At 44.0% G+C, this 22,193-nt stretch carries 15 protein-coding genes and 4 tRNA genes; 12 read left to right on the forward strand and 7 right to left on the reverse strand.

The features are described 5' to 3' along the window. The first annotated feature begins 102 nt into the window (after positions 1–102). Positions 103–870 carry an elongation factor P gene (locus R7F64_RS14910; protein WP_017635724.1) on the forward strand — a complete coding sequence of 256 codons (768 nt, stop codon included), beginning with the start codon at positions 103–105 and terminating at the stop codon, positions 868–870. Here the strand turns inward: R7F64_RS14910 and R7F64_RS14915 are convergent. Then, complete coding sequence (locus R7F64_RS14915; protein ID WP_042522809.1) at positions 867–3,230, reverse strand: DNA polymerase II; 2,364 nt, start codon at positions 3,228–3,230, stop codon at positions 867–869. The genes R7F64_RS14910 and R7F64_RS14915 overlap by 4 nt on opposite strands. A 427-nt stretch (positions 3,231–3,657) precedes the next feature. On the opposite strand from R7F64_RS14915, the gene uvrY reads away from it, so the two are divergent. The 10 genes from uvrY (at position 3,658) to nspC (ending at position 13,917) form a co-directional block, all read left to right on the forward strand. After that, positions 3,658–4,302: a UvrY/SirA/GacA family response regulator transcription factor gene (uvrY, locus tag R7F64_RS14920; RefSeq protein WP_075984088.1), complete on the forward strand. Its 645-nt coding sequence runs from the start codon at positions 3,658–3,660 to the stop codon at positions 4,300–4,302. A 1-nt stretch (position 4,303) separates the two neighbouring features. Then, positions 4,304–6,136, forward strand: coding sequence for an excinuclease ABC subunit UvrC (gene uvrC / locus R7F64_RS14925; RefSeq protein WP_080773718.1), 1,833 nt, complete (start codon positions 4,304–4,306; stop codon positions 6,134–6,136). A 46-nt stretch (positions 6,137–6,182) separates the two neighbouring features. Then, the gene (gene pgsA, locus R7F64_RS14930) at positions 6,183–6,740 is read left to right on the forward strand and encodes a CDP-diacylglycerol--glycerol-3-phosphate 3-phosphatidyltransferase (protein WP_005394805.1); all 558 of its coding nucleotides are present in this window, start codon (positions 6,183–6,185) and stop codon (positions 6,738–6,740) included. A gap of 463 nt (positions 6,741–7,203) precedes the next feature. After that, a tRNA-Cys gene (locus R7F64_RS14935) sits at positions 7,204–7,277 on the forward strand. A 36-nt stretch (positions 7,278–7,313) separates the two neighbouring features. Further along, positions 7,314–7,389 (forward strand) — tRNA-Gly (locus tag R7F64_RS14940). 77 nt (positions 7,390–7,466) lie between these two features. Continuing rightward, positions 7,467–7,553, forward strand: a tRNA-Leu gene (locus R7F64_RS14945). Positions 7,554–7,566: 13 nt separating this feature from the next. After that, a tRNA-Gly gene (locus R7F64_RS14950) sits at positions 7,567–7,642 on the forward strand. 898 nt (positions 7,643–8,540) lie between these two features. After that, positions 8,541–11,417, forward strand: coding sequence for a pyridoxal phosphate-dependent class III aminotransferase (locus R7F64_RS14955; RefSeq protein ID WP_047103278.1), 2,877 nt, complete (start codon positions 8,541–8,543; stop codon positions 11,415–11,417). An 18-nt stretch (positions 11,418–11,435) separates the two neighbouring features. Then, a complete protein-coding gene (locus tag R7F64_RS14960; protein WP_012841628.1) occupies positions 11,436–12,680 on the forward strand; it encodes a carboxynorspermidine synthase in 1,245 nt (414 codons plus the stop codon). Positions 12,681–12,783: 103 nt separating this feature from the next. Continuing rightward, positions 12,784–13,917 carry a carboxynorspermidine decarboxylase gene (gene nspC, locus R7F64_RS14965; protein ID WP_005386789.1) on the forward strand — a complete coding sequence of 378 codons (1,134 nt, stop codon included), beginning with the start codon at positions 12,784–12,786 and terminating at the stop codon, positions 13,915–13,917. 77 nt (positions 13,918–13,994) lie between these two features. Here nspC and R7F64_RS14970 read toward each other — a convergent pair whose 3' ends face one another. After that, positions 13,995–14,507, reverse strand: coding sequence for a glycine cleavage system protein R (locus tag R7F64_RS14970; protein WP_005376814.1), 513 nt, complete (start codon positions 14,505–14,507; stop codon positions 13,995–13,997). A 221-nt stretch (positions 14,508–14,728) separates the two neighbouring features. Then, positions 14,729–15,631: a DUF3943 domain-containing protein gene (locus tag R7F64_RS14975; RefSeq protein ID WP_206949302.1), complete on the reverse strand. Its 903-nt coding sequence runs from the start codon at positions 15,629–15,631 to the stop codon at positions 14,729–14,731. 191 nt (positions 15,632–15,822) lie between these two features. On the opposite strand from R7F64_RS14975, the gene R7F64_RS14980 reads away from it, so the two are divergent. Beyond that, a complete protein-coding gene (locus tag R7F64_RS14980; protein WP_047103272.1) occupies positions 15,823–17,055 on the forward strand; it encodes a CinA family nicotinamide mononucleotide deamidase-related protein in 1,233 nt (410 codons plus the stop codon). Positions 17,056–17,151: 96 nt separating this feature from the next. On the opposite strand, the gene yfaE is transcribed toward R7F64_RS14980, so the two are convergent. From yfaE to ubiG, 4 genes are all read right to left on the reverse strand, one after another. After that, positions 17,152–17,433 carry a class I ribonucleotide reductase maintenance protein YfaE gene (gene yfaE, locus R7F64_RS14985; RefSeq protein ID WP_005376817.1) on the reverse strand — a complete coding sequence of 94 codons (282 nt, stop codon included), beginning with the start codon at positions 17,431–17,433 and terminating at the stop codon, positions 17,152–17,154. Further along, entirely contained in the window at positions 17,433–18,566 is a 1,134-nt protein-coding gene (gene nrdB / locus R7F64_RS14990) for a class Ia ribonucleoside-diphosphate reductase subunit beta (protein WP_005376818.1), read from the reverse strand. The genes yfaE and nrdB overlap by 1 nt, the downstream gene beginning before the upstream one ends. Before the next feature lie 83 nt (positions 18,567–18,649). Next, a complete protein-coding gene (gene nrdA, locus R7F64_RS14995) occupies positions 18,650–20,932 on the reverse strand; it encodes a class 1a ribonucleoside-diphosphate reductase subunit alpha (protein ID WP_005376819.1) in 2,283 nt (760 codons plus the stop codon). 501 nt (positions 20,933–21,433) lie between these two features. Then, positions 21,434–22,141: a bifunctional 2-polyprenyl-6-hydroxyphenol methylase/3-demethylubiquinol 3-O-methyltransferase UbiG gene (gene ubiG / locus R7F64_RS15000; RefSeq protein ID WP_017636129.1), complete on the reverse strand. Its 708-nt coding sequence runs from the start codon at positions 22,139–22,141 to the stop codon at positions 21,434–21,436. Positions 22,142–22,193: the final 52 nt, after the last annotated feature.

A 22,193-nucleotide genomic window follows, 5' to 3' on the forward strand; every position in this document is an offset into this window, starting at 1 on the left:
GTTACTCCCATGACTAAACACCTGAATGGACTTGATTCGGTGAGTCGGCTAAGAGAACATATAGCCCAACTTCTTGAACCATCTGAGAACACGTTTTAAGTCATGTCTCTGCCTGTTATCGATCCTAAACAACCATTTCAACCAGAGTTTGCGCCTTTAATTAGGGAAGTCACCGCTTGTCTCAAAGGTGGACTGGGGCAAAACTTACACAGCGTTTATGTATACGGTAGTGTTGCTCGCAAAACAGCGATCGTTGGGAAGTCGAACTTAGACTTGGTTGTCGTTACTCAATCATCCTTTGAGCACAATCGCGCGACTTTGCTCAACACAATTAAGTGGCGTGCGCAGCAGAGTTACCCTCACGTTAATGGTGTATCGGTCCGTACAGCCTTAGTGAGCGAAGTGGCTAATTTAGATAGTATTTTTACTTGGGGCTTTATGCTTAAGCATTGCTGTGTCTGTGTTTATGGTGATGATCTAGCAGACTGCTTCGGTGATTACGTCCCAAGTTGGGAAATTGCTAAGCACTGGAATATGGATGTGGAAGATTGGATTACGGTGTATCGCAAAAAAATCGTACAAGCGAAGACGATAGAAGAGCAGGTGGCCGCCCAGCGAGTGATTGCTAAAAAGTTACTAAGAGCGTCATACTCTTTGGTGATGTATCGAGATAAACGTTGGTTTGATGACCCTATACAATGTGGCAAGGTATTCTTAACTTATCATCCTGAAAAGCAGCTTGAGATCGAGCGGCTAGAAATTTTACTTTCTGGCCGGGGTATTCCCAAGCGTTCTGTTATCGGGCTAATTGATGCGTTTGGTGATTGGTTAGTCAAACAGTACCAGAAAACAGAGTTTCGTATCGGCTAAAACAACCCCATTTGTGGCGCTGAAAGCCTGTCAAAATCCGTCCCAATGAAAGGGAGAATCGCATCTGCAACGGGTTTGAGTTGTTTATCAATGTAATGTTGATAATCAATCGGGCTATTGAGGTACTCATAAGGTTCAGGGCCGTTCACGGTAATAATGTATTCAATTCGTCCTTTGTTTTGATACTGTAATGGGCGGCCAAGCTTGGCATTTATCTCATCCGCTAAACGAGCTGCACGCACTTGTGGCGGGACGTTCTTCTGATACTCATGCAGTTTTCTGCGCAGTCGCTTTTGATACACCAACTGTTCATCAAATTCACCGTTGTTAGTTTTCTCAACCATCTCTCGGACATAGTCGCTTGGATCTTCACCATGGAAAATCATGCTATAGAGTGTATTTTGAAATTTCTGTGCTAACGAGGTCCAGTCAGTACGGGCACTTTCTAACCCTTTAAATACAATCCGTTCTTGCTCTCCTTCACCGATTAAACCCGCATAGCGCTTTTTCGAGCCAGTTTCTGCGCCACGAATCGTTGGCATAAGGAATCTGCGATAATGGGTTTCATACTCGATTTCCAACATAGATGTTAGGTTGTACTCAGAACGCAGGTGTTCTTGCCACCAAGAGTTGATGTAATCAACTAATTGATTTCCAACAGCGTCAGCTTCTACTTGACTGTATGGTCGATTCAACGACACGAATGTGGAATCCGTATCGCCGTAAATCACTTGATATCCTTGCTCCTCAATCAGCACCTTAGTTTGCTTCATGATTTCATGTCCGCGCATGGTAATACTAGAAGCTAACCGAGTATCAAAGAAACGACATCCCGATGAGCCCAGTACGCCATAAAAGGAGTTCATGATGATTTTGATTGCCTGAGAAAAAGCTTTTTCATTGTTCTTCTTTGCAACATCACGTGCTGCCCAAAGCTTTTCAATCATTTCTGGTAAAAAGTGTTTCGTACGATGGAACTGCCCACCGCGAAAGCCAGGTACAGCCTGATTTTCTTCTTTTCCAATATCGAGCAATAACCCCTCAACTAAACCCATAGGATCAATCAAGAAAGAGCGAATAATCGATGGATATAGACTCTTAAAATCCAATACTAAAACAGAATCATATAGGTTAGGGATGGAGTCCATCACGTAACCGCCGGGGCTGGCAATCCAATTTTCAGGGTGTAGGTTCGGAGCAACGTAGCCTGCTCGGTGTATCTGAGGCATGTATAGGTTTGTGAATGCTGCAACCGAACCGCCGACACGATCCAGTTCGACACCAGTGAGACGAGAGCGCTCTATTGCAAAGTCGAGCAGGTGAGTGTGATTGAAAATCTTATTCACTAACACGCAGTCTTGTAAATTATATTTAGCCAGCGATGGTTTGTCGGAGCGGTACATACGATTGATCTCATCCATGCGGTCATGAACGTTGTGGATTTCTTTCCCTTCCCCTAAGAGTTCTTGAGATACAGACTCTAATGACCAAGACCGAAAGTGATAAGTCGCCGTTTTTAACGTATCGATACCATCCATCACAACTCGCCCGGGAATGGAGATAAACCCTTGTTGGCTTTGAGATGAACTTCTAAAAAAGCTGGCTTGGTCTGCTCTGCCAAGCATTAGCTTCATGTTGTGCCATTCTGCTCGTTTGTGTAGTAGACGAAAGTCAAAATCAATGACGTTCCAACCGACAATGACATCGGGGTCGAATTGTTTAAACCAAACGATGAGTGCTTCTAGAAGCGCTTTTTCATCCTTAACCCATTGTATCGGTGTCTCCGAAGGTTCTGGTTCTCCGATCATGATAACGCGGGAATCCATGACGCTGTCTAATCCGATTGAGTAAAGAATGCCTTTCTCAGAGCATTCTAGATCTAGCGAGACAACGTTTAACTTCGGCTCATATTGCCCCGAACGGCATTTTGCGCTCTGGACGCGTTGGTAGCCATTGGTGCGAGTCACATTGCCTGTAAACTCGATACTGCCTTTGATAAAACGCTCCATTAGGTAGCGATCGGCGAGGCGAATATCACTTTCATACGTAGTGATATCTTTTTGAGCGAATGTGTCTTTGAGTGCGAGAGCGTCTCTGGTTACATTGGTATAGCAGGCAGCAAGAGGCGTATGTTCAAACGTTTTGAGATCCAAAAGGCGGATGTCGACGAATATGTTTTTTTCTCGTGCGAGTGTCTTTGCTTGCTCTGAGTGTTTCTGAGCGATGAAAAATACTGGCTTCTCACCATTAATAAGTAACTGAGTAGGACCTGCTTCTGTCGAAAGCCACAACTCGATTTGAGTTTGACCTTTGATGTCTCGTGCCTGTCGAGTAAGCAGAAAGCCTTGTTGGATATTCAAATGTGAGAAACCTTAGAAAACTTGAAGAACGTTAGTTTAACACTAAGAACTGTAAAAATAACCAGTAAAGAAAGCGTCTCAAATTTTTGCTGGAATTAGTGATTACAAGTTAGTCTTTGGTGCAAGAGGGACAGTGTCATTTTAAGTTATAGCGTGTTTCTCTGGGCAATATGAAACCTAGTTACTTGATTTATTGTACTTAATGTTGTTAATTGTCTTTTCTTAGATTTCGGTTCTGCTCATCACGCTCTAAAATAATAGAGTGGTTTATGAATAAGTTCTTGCTAAAGTTTGCGTTTCAGCACATATTCATAGAAAGCAATTTTTTGTCGATTACGTTAGTATATAGGCAGTCATACTGATATCCACATTTAACAAATAATGGTTATGTGGGTGCAGAACCAATACAAAGTGTGGAGATACAAGTTTGATAAATGTTTTCCTTGTAGATGATCACGAGCTGGTTCGCACAGGGATACGACGTATTATTGAAGACGTCCGTGGAATGAACGTAGCAGGAGAAGCTGACAGCGGTGAAGATGCAGTAAAATGGTGTCGCAGTAATCATGCTGACGTCGTTTTAATGGACATGAACATGCCAGGAATTGGTGGCTTGGAAGCCACTAAAAAAATTCTTCGCGTGAATCCTGATGTGAAAATCATCGTACTTACCGTTCATACAGAAAACCCGTTTCCAACCAAGGTGATGCAGGCAGGTGCGTCTGGTTATTTAACCAAAGGTGCTGGCCCTGACGAAATGGTGAATGCGATTCGTGTAGTTAATAGTGGGCAGCGTTACATCTCACCAGAGATTGCGCAGCAGATGGCATTGAGTCAATTTTCTTCAGCCTCTGAGAACCCTTTTAAAGACTTATCCGAACGTGAATTGCAGATCATGCTTATGATCACCAAAGGCCAAAAGGTAACGGATATTTCTGAGCAACTTAATTTAAGTCCAAAGACAGTCAACAGCTATCGCTACCGACTCTTTAGTAAATTGGACATTAATGGTGACGTTGAGTTAACTCACTTAGCGATTCGCCACGGAATGCTGGACACCGAGACCCTTTAGCGTGAATCCTCCCTTCGATTCGGCTTCCTTTCTCAAGACAGTAACTCATCAGCCCGGCGTTTACAGAATGTACAACGCCGAAGCTGTTGTAATCTACGTAGGTAAAGCCAAAGACCTTAAAAAGCGCCTTTCAAGCTACTTTCGAAAAAAAGTAGACAGTGAGAAAACTCGCGCGCTTGTCAGTAATATCGCCAAAATAGACGTCACGGTGACTCACACTGAGACAGAAGCGCTGATCTTAGAGCATAACTACATCAAGCAGTATTTGCCGAAATACAATGTGTTGCTGCGAGATGATAAGTCTTACCCTTATATCTTTATTAGCGGTCATAAGCACCCACGGCTTTCTATCCACCGTGGCGCCAAGAAGCGCAAAGGTGAATATTTTGGCCCCTACCCAGATTCTGGTGCAGTAAGAGAAACATTGCATTTGCTGCAAAAGATATTTCCTGTGCGCCAGTGTGAAGACACTGTCTATTCCAACCGAACGCGCCCATGTTTGATGTACCAAATTGGTCGTTGTGCAGGACCGTGCGTTAATACCATCATTTCTGATGAAGAATATGCAGAGTTGGTTGGCTTTGTGCGCATGTTTTTGCAAGGCAAAGATCAGCAAGTACTCAAACAACTGATCGAGAAAATGGAAGTTGCCAGTCAGCAATTGCGCTTTGAAGATGCCGCTAAATTTCGCGATCAAATCCAAGCGATTAGGCGTGTTCAAGAGCAGCAGTACGTCTCAGAAGACAGCATGGATGATATGGATGTACTTGGGTTTGCTCAGGAGAATGGTATCGCGTGTATCCATATCCTGATGATACGTCAAGGCAAAGTGCTTGGTAGCCGTAGTCATTTTCCGAAAATCCCACAAAATACAAGCCAGCAGGAAGTGTTCGATAGTTTTCTGACTCAATACTATTTGAGCCATAACGAAGCACGTACAATTCCTTCTCGTATTATTTTGAATCAAGAGTTGGCAGAAGATATTGCGCCAATACAGAAAGCGTTAAGTGAAGTGGCAGGCCGTAAGGTTCATTTTCATACGTCGCCAACTGGCTCTCGAGCAAGGTATCTCAAGCTTTCGAACACGAATGCACTAACGGCGATTACCACCAAAATCAATCACAAGATGACGATTAATCAGCGTTTTCATGCGCTTCGCGAAACATTGAAGTTGGAGTCTATAGCTCGAATGGAATGTTTTGATATCTCCCATACGATGGGGGAAAGCACGATTGCGTCATGTGTTGTGTTCAACAACGAAGGCCCCGTAAAGCAAGAGTATCGTCGCTACAACATTACTGGGATTACCGGTGGTGATGATTACGCAGCAATGGGACAAGCGTTGGAGCGCCGTTATTCGAAGCAATTGGATGTAGAGAAAATTCCCGACATCATCTTTATCGATGGTGGTAAAGGCCAGTTAAATCGTGCGCATGACATCATTTCGCAGTACTGGGGGGATTGGCCAAAGCGTCCTATCATGATTGGTATTGCAAAAGGCGTTACTCGCAAACCAGGTTTAGAAACGCTGATTACAGTCGATGGGGACGAGTTTCATTTACCAAGCGATGCTCCTGCGCTGCATCTTATTCAACATATTCGTGATGAAAGCCACAACCATGCTATAGCGGGGCACCGTGCTAAGCGAGGTAAAACCAGACGTACGAGTGCACTCGAAGGGATTGAGGGAATCGGCCCTAAACGACGTCAGGCGTTACTCAAGTACATGGGTGGGTTACAAGAACTTAAACGTGCAAGTGTCGAAGAAATCGCCAAAGTACCGGGAATAAGTCACTCTTTAGCAGAAATTATTTTCCAAGCATTGAAACAATAAGGAAAATCGCGCAACATTAAGCCGCAATGTGTAAGAGAATAATAAAATGCGTTTGAATATCCCGAACATTCTGTCTCTTCTTAGACTGTTCCTAATCCCTGTTTTTGTGGTTGTCTTTTATCTACCTTATTCATGGGCACCGTTTGCAGCAGCAATGGTGTTTTGGGTAGCGGGTTTTACTGACTGGCTTGACGGCATGTTGGCCCGTAAACTTGGCCAAACTTCTCGTTTTGGCGCGTTTATTGATCCTGTCGCTGATAAAGTGCTAGTGGCAACGGCATTGATTCTAATCACGGAACATTATCATTCAATTTGGGTGACCATTCCTGCGGTAACGATGATTGCGCGAGAAATCATTATCTCAGCATTGCGAGAATGGATGGCTGAAATCGGTAAGCGAGCGAGTGTTGCGGTATCTTGGGTTGGCAAAGTAAAAACTGTTTCGCAAATGTTCGCCTTATGGGTGTTGATATGGCGTTACGATGAATGGATGGTTTGGCTAGGCTTTGCGGCCTTGTATGTGGCAACTTTCTTGACATATTGGTCAATGATTCAATATTTGGCTGCTGCGAAAGACGATCTGTTGAATGAAGAGCACCATTAAATTCTGATGTTAGAAAGCAGGCTTAATAGCCTGCTTTTTTGTATCTAAGACAATCTACAGCATTTTTTGGCTTCTCTCGCTTTTCAATGCTTGCTAACGGCCATGTTTGCAATTTGTATCTGGGGCTTTTGCTTCGATAGAGTTCTATTTGTGATCTAAGTCTTGTTTTTGTCCTTGGAGAGTCTTAGAGAGGCGAGTCTTCTGATTATTAATACTTCAATGCACGCAACGCACGGCCAGCAGTGTAAGGCGTAGCCAAAGTTTTATGATAAACAAGTGTATTTAAGCGATTTTTAGTATTAAAACTAAGCAATCCATCGTCTTTCGCACAAATTCTAGTCAAACGATTTAAAAAAATAAAAATAGTGTTGACTCGATCGCTCGAATCCGTAGAATGCATCCCGTACCCAAGAGAGCACGGCTCAAAAGGGTTGTGAGAAAGCTTAGCTTTATTCACAAATGAGGCGCCTTGGCAGAGTGGCTATGCAGCGGATTGCAAATCCGTGGACCTCGGTTCGACTCCGGGAGGCGCCTCCATTATTCTTTTGAGAGCGAATGGCTTTCGAGAAAAATGCGACACTAGCTCAGTTGGTAGAGCGCAACCTTGCCAAGGTTGAGGTCACGAGTTCGAACCTCGTGTGTCGCTCCAAATTTTATTGATATGGCATTGGCGATATCAGATGGTGTTTTACTTTTCTGTAAAGGCATCACAAAGAATATTTGTGTGCCCTGGTGGTGGAATTGGTAGACACAAGGGATTTAAAATCCCTCGACGTTCGCGTTGTGCCGGTTCAAGTCCGGCCCGGGGCACCATCTCATATTAAATGCGACACTAGCTCAGTTGGTAGAGCGCAACCTTGCCAAGGTTGAGGTCACGAGTTCGAACCTCGTGTGTCGCTCCAGATTTAAGGCCTAACATGAAAATGTTAGGCCTTTTTCGTATTTTTTGAAAATCTCAAACTTCTTTTCTGTCACAGACTTCGTTAAGTAGCGAACCCTTTGTCTCATTGACTCAAGTGATTGTTCATTCTGCCATTGCAAAACATCTTAGCTATTCCTACTAGTCTATGTTTAAACCATCACTTGTGGTGAATAACCACTCTTACTCCAGGCAAAGCTGTGACGAGAATGCTATCTTTTTAAATGTTCCGGATATAGAAAGGAATGTTTTACGATTAAGCAGCACAACCTTAAACCTCTGTTTAGATGAGGTGATGATATCTCAAGAATATTTGTTTAAATAACAGCTATTTGAGAGAAGCAGAAAAGCATAGCTCATGAATATGAACATGTGAGTTGCAATGGGGTATGTTTTGTTGTGATTTACATCACTGTTACTAATATGAAAAATCGTTGCCAGAAGATTTTATTTTGTGATAAATTCGCGCGCAATCTCGGAGCGTAATTAACAACGTTTGATCTCTGGGGGATACGCGTAGTGACCATTCAAGCTGATTGTGACACTGCGTAGGGTAGGTATCGGCAAAGCCTTTTGTCGATAGACGGGATACTAATGCTGTAAACGCGGCATATTAATGGGAAACCCAACATTGAAACCTTTGAATAAACACACACTAATCAGCTTCATACTGCCGAAATGTCCTGTTTTACAAAACGGGTGCATTACAGAACCTTGATTAATCCCTTTTACATATAAAGTCGCGAGTATCGTGGCGGATGATCTGTATTTGTCATTTATGCACTGACAAATGCGGAGGGGTATTCACACCTCCTGTAATTTCATTCTAATGATTATTAATACAGGATACAGAATTATTATAATTCAAGGGATTATGTAGTATGAGCACTGCCTTTGAAGTCGATAGCAATATCGCAAACATTTTTTCGTCTCAGGTTCCTATCGTTGAGGGAACGTATGACTTAACGCCAGATCAAGTATTGATTGATCAGGCTGAGCATGAATCTGAAGTACGTTCTTATCCACGTCGTTTGCCGATCGCAATTAAACAAGCCTTTGGGTGCTTGGTTGAAGATACGCGTGGACAGATCTTTCTAGACTGCCTTGCGGGGGCAGGCACTCTAGCTTTGGGGTATAACCATCCTGAAATAAACCAAGCTCTGAAAGAGCAATTAGATTCAGGACTGCCATATCAGACGCTAGATATTGCAACATCAGCAAAAACGACGTTTATTCAATCTGTTAAGTCTTTTCTTCCTCAAGAGTTAAGCGAGAACAGCGTTATCCAATTTTGTGGCCCGTCTGGAGCTGATGCGGTTGAAGCTGCTATCAAGCTCGCGAAACAGACTACCGGTCGCAACACTATGTTTGCCTTCCGTGGCGCATACCATGGTATGACTAATGGTACGATGGGGATGATGGGTAACTTAGGCACCAAAGCTCGTCGAACTGGTTTGATGTCGGATGTGCACTTTATGCCTTTCCCATACAACCTGCGTTGTCCTTTTGGGCTTGGCGGTGATGAAGGTGCAAAAGCAAGTATTCGCTATATCGATCGTCTTTTAAACGATGATGAGTCAGGCATTATGAAGCCTGCCGCGATTATCGTGGAGCCAGTGCAAGGTGAGGGTGGTGTTGTTCCTGCGCCAGCATTCTGGCTACGAGAGTTACGTCGTATTTGTGATGAACACGGTATCTTACTGATCTTCGATGAGATCCAGTGTGGTGTTGGTAAAACTGGCTACAATTTCGCGTTCGAAGAGTCGGGCATTGTTCCAGATATTCTGTGTTTATCAAAAGCAATTGGTGGTGGCTTACCAATGTCGCTATTGGTTATCAACAAGCAACATGATACATGGAAGCCGGGCGAGCACACAGGTACATTTCGTGGTAACCAGCTAGCTATGGTCTCTGGTGCGAAAGCATTAGAAATTATCCAGCGTGATAATCTTGTTGAGCATGCCAATATTGCGGGTCAGTACTTGCGCTACGGCCTTGAAAGTATTCAAAAGCGTGTGAACTGTATTGCAGAGGTTCGTGGCAAAGGTTTGATGCTAGGCGTGGAGATTAAAAATCCAGACGGTGAGCTCAATAAATTTGGTGAACCTCAAGCGGATAGTGAACTCACACTTTCTATTCAACGCGCAGCACTCGAGCGTGGCTTGATCGTTGAGAAAGGTGGACGCGAAGGCGCAGTAATTCGTTTCCTTCCTCCTCTTATCATCTCGTTTGAGCAAATCGACTTTGCTTTACGTGTATTTGAAGACGCGATTTTAGCCGCTGGCGGTAGTCACATCGAAACTCAGCCACAAGATGAATGGAAGAAGCATTTCATCCACACTGGAGAGATGGGCAGCAATGAATTTGCTTCGGTGATGAATCACACTACTACGGCAATGAAGTCAGTGTTTGAACAAGTGACTGCACCGTATTCAGGTATGGATCCAAAAGCATTGGAAGCAGCGATTCACGACGTTGATCTTGATAATGGAAATGCGCCTCTTAAATCCGTTATCGACGATGCTGCTGAGCTGGTCGCGAAAAACGCAATTTTTACTCAACATCCAGATTGTATTGCTCACCTACATACTCCACCGTTGATGCCAGCGATCGCGGCAGAGGCAATGATTGCGGCTTTGAACCAGTCTATGGACTCATGGGATCAAGCTTCATCAGCGACTTATGTTGAACAGAAAGTTGTGAACTGGTTATGCGATAAATATGAGTTAGGTGCAAAAGCGGACGGTATCTTCACGAGCGGCGGCACGCAAAGTAACCAAATGGGTTTGATGCTTGCGCGAGATTGGATTGCTGACAAACTCAGTGCACACTCAATTCAAAAGCTTGGCCTTCCTGAATACGCAGACAAGCTACGTATTGTATGTTCGAAAAAATCCCACTTCACGGTTCAAAAATCAGCGTCTTGGATGGGATTGGGTGAAAAAGCGGTCATGACTGTCGATGCTAATGCCGATGGAACGATGGATGTCACTAAGTTAGACGAAGTTCTCAATCAGGCCAAAGCAGAAGGTTTAATCCCATTTGCCATTGTTGGCACAGCGGGTACAACGGATCACGGTGCTATTGATGACTTAGACTTTATCGCCGATATGGCAGCGAAACATGACATGTGGATGCACGTCGACGGTGCATACGGTGGAGCTCTGATTCTAAGTAGCCAAAAAACACGTCTGAAAGGTTGTGAGCGTGCACATTCCATCAGCGTAGACTTCCATAAGCTGTTTTACCAAACCATCAGTTGTGGTGCGCTATTGGTAAACGACAAGTCTAACTTTAAATTCCTGCTTCACCATGCAGACTACTTGAACCGCGAACACGACGAACTACCGAACTTGGTGGATAAGTCTATTGCGACAACTAAGCGTTTTGATGCGCTCAAAGTGTTTATGACGATGCAAAGCGTAGGGCCAAAAGCACTAGGCGATATGTATGATCATTTGCTTGAACAGACGCTTGAAGTGGCAGACATGATTCGAGATAACAAACACTTTGAGTTGTTGGCTGAACCATCACTATCTACGGTTCTGTTCCGAGCGACACATGAATCAGCGGATCTTGATGAACTGAACAAAACGTTGCGCTTAGAAGCGTTAACACGCGGTATTGCGGTATTGGGTGAAACCATTGTCGACGATAAAACTGCATTGAAATTTACGATTTTGAACCCGTGTCTGACGACGGCGGACTTTGAATCTTTGCTCTCAAAAATCAATACGCTAGCGGCAGAGCTAGTTTAACAAAGGTAACGGAAAACTATGGCAATTCTACAGATTGGTGCAGGCGGCGTTGGCTGGGTAGTTGCACATAAAGCAGCACAAAACAACGACGTTCTGGGTGATATCACAATCGCATCACGTACCGTAGGTAAGTGTGAGAAAATCATCGAATCGATTCAGAAGAAAAACAATCTGAAAGATTCAACTAAGAAATTAGAAGCGCGAGCGGTAAACGCGGACGACGTAGATTCTTTAGTTGCTTTAATTAAAGAAGTACAACCTGACTTAGTGATCAACGCAGGTCCTCCTTGGGTGAACATGTCTATTATGGAAGCATGTTACCAAGCTAAAGTGTCATACCTTGATACATCTGTTGCGGTTGATTTGTGCTCTGAAGGCCAACAAGTACCTCAAGCTTACGATTGGCAGTGGGGTTACCGTGAGAAGTTTGAAGAAGCGGGCATTACAGGTATTCTTGGTGCTGGTTTCGATCCGGGCGTAGTATCGGTGTTTGCCGCATACGCAGTGAAACATCTGTTCGATGAAATCGATACTATCGACGTAATGGATGTAAACGCAGGCGACCACGGTAAGAAGTTCGCAACTAACTTTGATCCAGAAACGAACATGCTTGAGATTCAAGGCGATTCGTTCTACTGGGAAAATGGCGAGTGGAAACAAGTACCTTGTCACTCACGTATGCTTGAGTTTGAATTCCCGAATTGTGGTTCACACAAAGTGTACTCAATGGCGCACGACGAAGTTCGATCTATGCAAGAGTTCATCCCGGCGAAACGCATCGAATTCTGGATGGGCTTTGGTGACCGTTACCTAAACTACTTCAATGTGATGCGCGACATCGGTCTACTCAGCCCAGATCCACTAACGCTTCACGACGGTACGGTTGTTCAACCTTTGCACGTGCTAAAAGCACTACTACCAGATCCAACATCACTCGCACCAGGCTACACTGGCCTAACGTGTATCGGTACTTGGGTTCAAGGTAAGAAAGATGGTAAAGAGCGCAGTGTATTTATTTACAACAACGCTGATCACGAAGTCGCATACGAAGATGTTGAACACCAAGCTATCTCATACACCACTGGCGTACCAGCGATCACTGCGGCTTTGCAGTTCTTCCGTGGCAAGTGGGCAGACAAAGGCGTGTTCAACATGGAACAACTAGATCCAGACCCATTCCTAGAAACCATGCCATCTATTGGTCTAGATTGGCATGTTCAAGAACTGGAGCCAGGACAACCTGTTATCCATAAATTGAAGTAAGAATTTAGCGACTCTTATTTGTAAGTTTAAGCCGATGCACTTGCGTCGGCTTTGTTCGATTTTATAGTGCCTTTGCTAAGGCGAAGGGACGTAAGGTATCAAAATGCAACAAAACGAACTAAAAACGCCATACTTCATGATCAATGAAGACAAGCTGATTGAGAACCTAGAGAAAGCAAAACAGCTAAAAGACATCTCTGGTGTGAAGCTTGTATTAGCACTGAAGTGCTTCTCAACATGGGGTGTATTCGACATCATCAAGCCTTACCTAGACGGAACAACAAGTTCTGGCCCGTTTGAAGTGAAGCTTGGCTACGAAACGTTCGGTGGTGAGACACACGCATACAGTGTGGGTTACAGCGAAGATGACGTTCGCGATGTGGCGGACATCTGTGACAAGATGATCTTTAACTCTCAGTCACAGCTAGCGGCTTATCGTCATATTGTCGAAGGCAAAGCATCGATTGGCTTGCGCCTAAACCCAGGTGTGAGCTATGCAGGGCAAGACTTAGCAAACCCAGCGCGTCAATTCTCTCGTCTTGGTGTTCAGGCTGATCACATCAAACCGGAAATTTTTGATGGTATTGATGGCGTAATGTTCCACATGAACTGTGAGAACAAAGACGTGGATGCGTTTATCGGCTTACTCGATGCTATTTCAGCTCAGTTTGGCGAGTACCTAGATAAGCTGGACTGGGTAAGCATGGGTGGCGGCGTGTTCTTCACATGGCCGGGGTACGATATCGAGAAGTTGGGGTTAGCACTTAAAGCGTTCTCAGAGAAACACGGCGTACAAATGTATTTAGAGCCGGGTGAAGCGATAATTACTAAGACCACTGATCTCGTTGTAACAGTGGTTGATATTGTAGAGAACGTAAAGAAGACGGCGATTGTCGATTCGGCCACAGAAGCTCACCGCTTAGATACGTTGATCTACAATGAGCCAGCGTCAATTCTTGAAGCATCTGAAAATGGTGAACATGAGTATGTGATCGGCTCGTGCTCTTGTTTGGCTGGTGACCAGTTCTGCGTGGCGAACTTCGAACAGCCTCTAGAGATAGGACAGCGTCTGCATATTCTAGATAGTGCCGGTTACACCATGGTGAAACTGAACTGGTTTAACGGTCTACGTATGCCGTCGGTCTACTGTGAACGCTCGAATGGTGACATTCAAAAACTGAATGAATTTGACTACTCTGATTTCAAACGTTCACTGTCTCAGTGGTCAGTGAAATAAAACGTATTGAGTATTAGAACGACAAAGAGCAGCTGAATTGCTGCTCTTTTTATTGGGGAAGCGTTAAAGGTATGCAGTTAGCTTTCTACAATTACACGAGTGTCTTCACTCAGAGATTCTAACTCATTGGCTATGTCTTCAATTTCTAGCTCGCTAGGTAGTTTTATCGCCATTTTAGCGCTGAATAAACTAGAGCTTACCCCTCCGCCTCCTGCAATGAATACACGCTGACAATCCATATCTAAAATTGAGATACCTTGATTATCAAGAACGTGGGTAATTTCATTCACAATACCCGCTCTATCGTTGGCATCTAAACGAAGTTGGAAGATAGTGTCTTCACGATATGAGTGAGGCTCAGAGTCGACGAACCTAACAACAAGAGTCTGACAAGAAGAGAACGCCTGTTTAACGATGTCGGCATTTTCTCTTGGAAGCTCCACTTTGATGACACCTGCAACTTGGTCTTCGATAAAGTTTACTTTGCTGATCAGCCATTTCCCGCCGTTTTCGTGTGTGATTGCAGCGAGCTCTTTAATCGTGGCGGGTGACGCTTGTCCGACAAAATTAACAATAAATACGGTGTTCATAATGTCCCCTCCTAGAATCAAGGTTTGGACGCAGTACGAATAAACGTGCTACTTAAGTTATTGGAATAAATCCTTTTATTTAGTGTAGGTGCTAAGGGCAGGTAATGTTTGATGAAAGTCAATTTTTAACACTAATTCGTGATGGAAATAATTAAAACAATGTTCAGAGCACAAAAAAGCAGCCATCGTAAGGCTGCTTTTTACCGAGTATCAACTTAGGATTAGAAGGTTACTTTTAACTCGACACCAAAAAATTGACTGTCGTAGTTTGCGCCTGCGTCCATGGCGAATTTTGCAACATCTTGGTTTCCAAACCAAGGTGATGAATTGAATTGTAGTTCTGCACTACCGCCCCATGCATCAGTTACCCAATAATGAATATGTCCAACAGGGTTTAAGAAGAAGAGCGAAACATCACCTGCGGTTTCAGAGCCCATAACTTCGCCGCCGTTTGCAATAATGTCTTGCTCAGCCGTTAACATCATTTCACCAACAACAGCACCAAAGAATGGTGTGATAAAAATATCCTGCCAAGATGGTACTTCTGCGAACGCCTCCACGCCATACTCCCAAAAGAACGTCGACATAGTTGCGGAGTACAAAAACGACTGAAATTCATTATAGCCAGCGTGACGTGCTGCCGTGTAGTAAACGCCGCCAAAATATGGGTGCATGATGTAGTTGAGGACATGTTCATCGCGATCCCAAACGGGGCCGTCAGAGACATTATCTTTCCACTTTTGCCCCAACTTACTCATGTCTCGGTCTTCTTCGTCCCATTTGGTGATACTTTCTGGAAGAAAAGTCATCATGCCTACGGTCGCGATACTGAGACCTAGAATAGTGTAGGTTTGACCCATCAGATAATCCCAGTCTTTATCTTGAGGGATGATGAGATGTTTAGGCTGAAGCCCTGCGTCAAGGTTTAGCGAATCATCATTATTCTGTTCATACATAACACCGCGATTTTGAGCCTCGAAGGTGTACAGAGTCGTCGTTTCGCAGTAACCTGACAAGCAATCAGGTGTGTAAGAAAACTCTGTATGACGGCTTAGGTCATAGTGACTTGCGTGCGCAAGCGCTGACGAAGCCAAGCAAAGGCCTGTTAGAGTCGTCTTGAACATGGATGATTTTGACACAAAGGTCTCCGAGTTAATGGTGTATGTTCGGGCTCGTAATTATCCCTCAAAACATCAATCATTTAAACACTTGACCCTTATTTAGTCCCAACAAACCTCGGCGAGATTTGTCCAAATAAAAAGAAAAATAAGCGCTATAACGAAAATAGGATTGTGCTTACGTTCAGGAGTCAGTTGTGAAAATAGCAATGCTTAGTACTGGTGAGGAAGTCCTCCACGGTGATATTGTTGATACTAATGCGGCATGGTTGTCTAGCCTGTTTTATCAACATGGATTTGGCTTAACAAAGCGCTCAACGGTTGGTGATAGCCTATCGAGTTTGGTTGAAGAGTTTTTAATGCTCAGCTTTAACAACGATGTGGTTATTGTTAATGGTGGTTTAGGCCCTACAACGGATGACATGAGTGCTGCCGCCGCCGCGAGAGCCGCCGATTGTAAACTGGTGCTATTCAAAGAGTGGTTGCAGCATCTAGAAAGTTTGTATGCTCGACGTGGCATCCCTATGCCGGACAGTAATTTAAAGCAAGCAATGCTGCCAGAAACGGCAGAGATATTGGACAACCCGATAGGCACTGCTTGCGGTTTCAAAATGCTGATTAATGATGCCATTTTTTATTTCACACCGGGTGTACCAAGTGAATTTAAGCTCATGGCAGAGACGCAAATTCTTCCCGATCTGAGAAGAGTGTTTCCCGATGTTCAAGGTTCATGTTGTAGTCGAATCTACACGTTTGGTCTGTCTGAATCCGGTATTTCAGATAAGCTAGATCAGCTAAAACTTCCTCAAGGCTATGAGCTAGGGTATCGCTCTTACTTGCCTTTTATTGAAGTGAAACTTTTTGGTCCTTCAGATCAGATTGAACAGCGTTTGAAACTCGTACAGATAATTAATAAACACCTTGAGAGTAATACCGTTAGTATTGACTTACCTATGGTTGAAAATGTCGGCCAGTTGTTGGTCGATAAAGGACTAACAGTGTCGACCTCCGAAAAAAGTAGCGGAGGATACTTAACGTACTGGCTAAACGGTGATGAAAACGCTGAAAAGCAACTAGGGCATGGTTGGATACTACCGAGCCTGACTCAAGCGATGGCCAACAGCGGAGATCCATTAGCAGAGACGTTTGCTCTGGCTGGCGCTACGCGAGAGAAGTGTGGGACGGATTTATCACTCGTTACTGGCCATATTGAAGAGGGTGTTTTTTCCGTCGCTTTATCGACACCGTCAGGCGAGTGGGGAGCATTATATAAACTCTCGAAAAAGTATCAGCGCAATGATCAAGTTAAAGTGATCAGCACGGCAGCACTAGACTTGTTGCGTCGCTACCTAGAACGTAAACCGATGTTTGCGCATTATGCATTTTTAGAGAAAGTTAAAGAGATGCACCTCCCGAGCAGTGCTTTATAACCAAAGCTCTATACAGTAGTCTGAGAGACAAAACACAGAGACAAAAAAGCCAAGGTGATTACCTTGGCTTTTGCATTTTATACCGTCGAGTCAACGTTATGCGCGCTGCTTTTCTTTCATCGCGTAGTTAACGCCGCTAAGTGACAAATCTGATTTTGCTTTACAGATACAAGGTAATATTTCATCACTTTGTGTGTAAGCCATGGCAAAACCAACATACTCCACTTCACCAGACTCCAATTTGCAGCGACAGGCGCCGCAGTGCCCATCACGGCAGTTGTATTCTGGTAATAGGCCAGCTTGCTCCATTGTTTCCAAAATCGTATTGGAAGGGTTGGATTCAATGCTGATCAGTTTGTTGATTTTGAGTGTTGCCATTACAGCTCGAATCCTTCGAAGTCATCTGCGCGAACTTCATTGTCAATTTGACCCACAAGGTAAGAAGAGATTTCTGCTTCTTGAGGCGCAACTTGAACGTTATCTGAAGACAACCAAGCGTTAATCCATGGAATTGGGTTGGTTGTTGCTTCTGGATACGCTGCTGGTAGACCTACCGCTTGCATACGAATATTTGTGATGTATTCAACGTATTGGCTTAGGATGTCTTTGTTTAGACCGATCATAGAGCCATCTTTGAATAGATACTCTGCCCACTCTTTTTCTTGCTCAGCCGCTTCTTTGAATAGGTCAAAACAGTCCTGTTTTGCCTCTTCTGCGATTTGCATGAAAGTGAAGTCATCTTGACCGTTACGTAGCAGGTTGATCATGTGCTGCGTGCCGTTTAAGTGAAGTGCTTCGTCACGAGCGATCAGCTTGATGATTTTCGCGTTACCTTCCATTAGTTCGCGTTCTGCGAAAGCGAAAGAACATGCGAAACTTACGTAAAAACGAATAGCTTCTAATGCGTTAACAGACATCAGACAGATGTACAGCTTCTTCTTGAGATCGTACAGACTAACCTTAACCGTTTCACCGTTAAGGACATGCTCACCTTCACCGTAGCGATGGTAATCATTCGTCGCTTGAATCAAATCGTCGTAGTAGTGCGCGATGTCTTTTGCACGCTTCAGAATGTGCTCGTTCTCAACAATATCATCAAACACCACAGCAGGGTCGTTCACGATGTTACGAATAATGTGTGTGTAAGAACGAGAGTGAATCGTTTCAGAGAAAGACCAAGTCTCAATCCAAGTCTCTAGTTCTGGCAGAGACACAAGCGGCAGCAGTGCCACGTTAGGGCTACGACCTTGAATAGAGTCAAGAAGCGTTTGGTACTTCAAGTTAGAGATGAAGATGTGCTTCTCGTGATCTGGCAGTTTGTTGTAATCGATACGGTCGCTAGATACGTCTACTTCTTCTGGACGCCAGAAGAAAGAAAGTTGTTTCTCGATAAGTTTTTCGAAAATCTCAAACTTTTGTTGGTCGTAACGTGCAACGTTTACTGATTGACCTAGGAACATTGGTTCCTTCAATTGGTCATTCTTTTTTTGGTTAAAAGTACTGTAAGCCATAATGCCTCAATTCCTTTTAAACCTCCCCGTAAGGGGGAGGTTATCGATAGTCTGTCTTTACGGGTTCGCTAGGTACGGGAAGATTAAATCTTACAACCGCCGCCAGCACAATCGTCATCTTGTGGTTGAACAGCGTCTTTCTGTTCATCTTTCGCGCCATCACGAGTGTTGTGGTAGTAAAGCGTTTTCACACCAAACTTATACGCTGTTAGCAGGTCTTGAAGTAGTTTCTTCATTGGAACCTTGCCAGTCTCGTAACGTGACGGGTCGTAGTTAGTATTAGCAGAGATAGCTTGGTCAACAAACTTCTGCATAATACCCACAAGGTGTAGATAACCGTCGTTCGAACCGATATTCCAAAGCAGTTCATAGCTGTCTTTAAGTTCTGTGAACTCTGGTACAACTTGCTTCAGGATACCGTCTTTCGAAGCTTTTACTGAAACGTAACCACGTGGTGGCTCAATACCGTTAGTTGCGTTTGAAATCTGAGAAGAAGTCTCAGAAGGCATTAGCGCAGTCAGTGTTGAGTTACGTAGGCCGTGCTCCATAATTTCTTTACGTAGGCTGTCCCAGTCGTAATGCAGCGCTTCGTCACAAATTAGGTCGATATCTTTCTTATACGTATCAATCGGCAGTAAGCCTTTCGCGTAGTTCGTCTCGTCGAATGAAGGACACTTACCTTGTTCTTTCGCCAGTGCTACAGATGCTTTCAATAGGTAGTACTGCATTGCTTCGAACGTACGGTGAGTTAGGCCGTTCGCGCTACCGTCAGAGTATTTCACGCCATTCTTCGCTAAGTAGTAAGCAAAGTTAATCACACCAACACCTAGCGTACGACGGTTCATAGTCGATTTGTATGCCGCTGGTAGAGGGTAATCTTGGTAATCAAGCAGTGCATCTAACGCACGAACAACAAGATCGGATAGCTCTTCGAAATCATCTAGAGACTTGATAGCACCTAAGTTGAATGCAGAAAGCGTACACAGTGCGATCTCGCCTGAGTCATCTTCAACGTTAGTTAATGGTTTCGTTGGCAGTGCGATTTCTAAACATAGGTTCGACTGACGAACTGGAGCGACTTCAGAATCAAATGGGCTGTGAGTATTACAGTGGTCCACGTTCTGGATGTAGATACGACCCGTTGATGCACGCTCTTGCATTAGCAGAGTGAACATTTCAATCGCTTTAACCGTTTCTTTCTTGATTGAAGGATCGTTCTCGTACTTCACGTATAGACGCTCAAACTCTTCTTGGTTTTCGAAGAATGCGTCGTACAGACCAGGTACATCAGATGGTGAGAATAGCGTAATATTGCCGCCTTCAACTAAACGTTGGTACATCAGTTTGTTTAACTGAACACCGTAGTCCATGTGACGAACACGGTTTTCTTCAACACCACGGTTGTTCTTAAGTACCATTAGTGAGCGTGCTTCACCGTGCCACATTGGGTAGAAAACAGTAGCTGCGCCACCACGTACACCACCTTGTGAACAACATTTTACTGCTGTTTGGAAGTACTTGTAGAACGGAATACAACCAGTGTGGAATGCTTCACCACCGCGAATCTCTGAGCCTAATGCACGGATACGACCTGCGTTGATACCAATACCAGCGCGCTGAGATACATAACGAACAATTGAGCTTGCTGTTGCGTTAATAGAATCAAGACTGTCTCCACACTCGATCAGAACACATGAGCTGAACTGGCGAGTAGGGGTACGCACGCCAGACATAATTGGCGTAGGTAGAGAAATCTTAAATGTCGATGTCGCATCGTAGAAACGTTTGATGTAATCAAGACGTGTCGCTTTTGGATATTTCGCAAATAAGCACGCTGCTACAAGGATGTATAAGAACTGAGCACTTTCGTAAATTTGGCCCGTAACACGGTTCTGTACGAAGTACTTACCCTCTAGCTGCTTAACTGCCGCGTATGAGAAGTTTAGGTCGCGTTTATGGTCGAGGTACGCATCAAGTTCGTCGAGTTCTGCTTTTGTGTAGTCTTCTAGAATATGTTGATCGTACTTACCCATATCGACGAGGCGAGACACGTGATCATAAAGCGTTGGTGGCTCGTATTGGCCATACGCTTTTTTACGCAGATGGAATACCGCTAGGCGAGCAGCTAGGTATTGGTAATCCGGAGTCTCTTCAGAGATCAGGTCTGCCGCAGACTTGATGATTGTCTCGTGAATATCTGTCGTTGTGATGCCGTCGTAAAACTGGATGTGAGCGCGAAGTTCTACTTGAGAAACCGAAACATTATCTAGACCTTCTGCAGCCCAAGTGATAACGCGGTGGATTTTATCCAGATCGATACTTTCTTTACGGCCATCACGCTTGGTGACGGTAAGTTGTTGGTTCATTCTGCTTTATTTCCCTAAGAAAACTGATAAAAGCCGTATTTTTGTTTGTTTATGTGCAATATGAGTAAAGCTTGCGGCGGCTTTGTGATCAAAGTCTATCTATATATTGTCGCTTAAACACAACATATAGGGGTTCATTTGTTTGCGGGTTACAAGATAGTGCTATTACACTGATTTATCAAGGTACAGATCGGGGATGACTTGTGGATAACTGACAAAATGAAAAAAATCAGTAAGTGAACACTAACCGATGAGAAAAGGGCTGACTTGAATGGTTAAAAGTACGGTTTCGAGATCGGTTTAGAAATAACCGCATGCAAAAATATTTTCCTTGATCTTTGGCCGTTTTTATCTGCGAAAAATGGCTTGGTCAAAATGGAATCTAGAGCACGAATTTTAGCCATAAAAAGACAAAAAAAGCGGCAACTTTGTGCTACCGCTTCCGATTCATTTTCTTTAAAAAATGTCAATCACAAAACTCATTTTTTAACTTAATAGCGTTCAGTATTTTTTAGTATGAACGATGTAGTTTACATCTACATTACGACCGAGTTTGTAGCTGTCATTTAGAGGGTTGTAATGAAGCCCAGTAATGCCCATTTCCGTCAGGTCAGTTTGGTCTATCATCTTCATCATTTCGGCTGGCTTGATAAACTTATCGTGCTCATGAGTGCCTTCAGGAACAATCTTAAGAAGCTTCTCAGCACCGACAATAGCAAATAAATACGACTTAATGTTTCGGTTCAAAGTTGAGAAAAACACGTGACCACCGGGTTTGACTAGCGCAGCACAAGAGCGGATAACGGAGAGAGGATCTGGAACGTGTTCAAGCATCTCCATACAAGTCACGACATCGTAAGTTCCTGCGTTTTCTATAGCGTGGTCTTCTATTGTGCTCTGAATGTAGGTCAGTTGAGTGCCTGTTTCTAATGCATGTAGTCGCGCGACTTCTAATGGTTCTTTACCCATATCAAGCCCCGTCACAATAGCGCCTTCTTTTGCCATGCTTTCAGCAAGAATGCCACCACCACAGCCGACATCAAGTGTTCGCTTGCCAAACAAGCCATTTGCTTTTTCAAGTACATAGTTCAAACGAAGTGGGTTAATTTGATGAAGCGGCTTAAACTCGCCTTCTAAATCCCACCATCGAGAAGCCATGTCCTCGAATTTCTTAATTTCACTTGGGTCGACGTTTTGTGCTTTAGTCATAATTGGTTTTATTGCATTCAATCTGAGTCCTTTAGAGGGCGCCAGTATACTC

Origin of the sequence: Vibrio sp. Vb1980 (assembly GCF_033338615.1) — a bacterium.
Classification (GTDB): Bacteria; Pseudomonadota; Gammaproteobacteria; order Enterobacterales; family Vibrionaceae; genus Vibrio; species Vibrio alginolyticus.

Bases quoted from the DNA above. Each gene is read 5' to 3' on its own strand.
- R7F64_RS14910 (WP_017635724.1), top strand. From the start codon at position 103: ATGTCTCTGCCTGTTATCGATCCTAAACAACCATTTCAACCAGAGTTT.
- nrdA (WP_005376819.1), bottom strand. From the start codon at position 20,932: ATGAACCAACAACTTACCGTCACCAAGCGTGATGGCCGTAAAGAAAGT.
- R7F64_RS14955 (WP_047103278.1), top strand. From the start codon at position 8,541: ATGAGCACTGCCTTTGAAGTCGATAGCAATATCGCAAACATTTTTTCG.
- yfaE (WP_005376817.1), bottom strand. From the start codon at position 17,433: ATGGCAACACTCAAAATCAACAAACTGATCAGCATTGAATCCAACCCT.
- R7F64_RS14975 (WP_206949302.1), bottom strand. From the start codon at position 15,631: ATGTTCAAGACGACTCTAACAGGCCTTTGCTTGGCTTCGTCAGCGCTT.
- pgsA (WP_005394805.1), top strand. From the start codon at position 6,183: ATGCGTTTGAATATCCCGAACATTCTGTCTCTTCTTAGACTGTTCCTA.
- ubiG (WP_017636129.1), bottom strand. From the start codon at position 22,141: ATGACTAAAGCACAAAACGTCGACCCAAGTGAAATTAAGAAATTCGAG.
- R7F64_RS14970 (WP_005376814.1), bottom strand. From the start codon at position 14,507: ATGAACACCGTATTTATTGTTAATTTTGTCGGACAAGCGTCACCCGCC.
- nspC (WP_005386789.1), top strand. From the start codon at position 12,784: ATGCAACAAAACGAACTAAAAACGCCATACTTCATGATCAATGAAGAC.
- nrdB (WP_005376818.1), bottom strand. From the start codon at position 18,566: ATGGCTTACAGTACTTTTAACCAAAAAAAGAATGACCAATTGAAGGAA.
- R7F64_RS14960 (WP_012841628.1), top strand. From the start codon at position 11,436: ATGGCAATTCTACAGATTGGTGCAGGCGGCGTTGGCTGGGTAGTTGCA.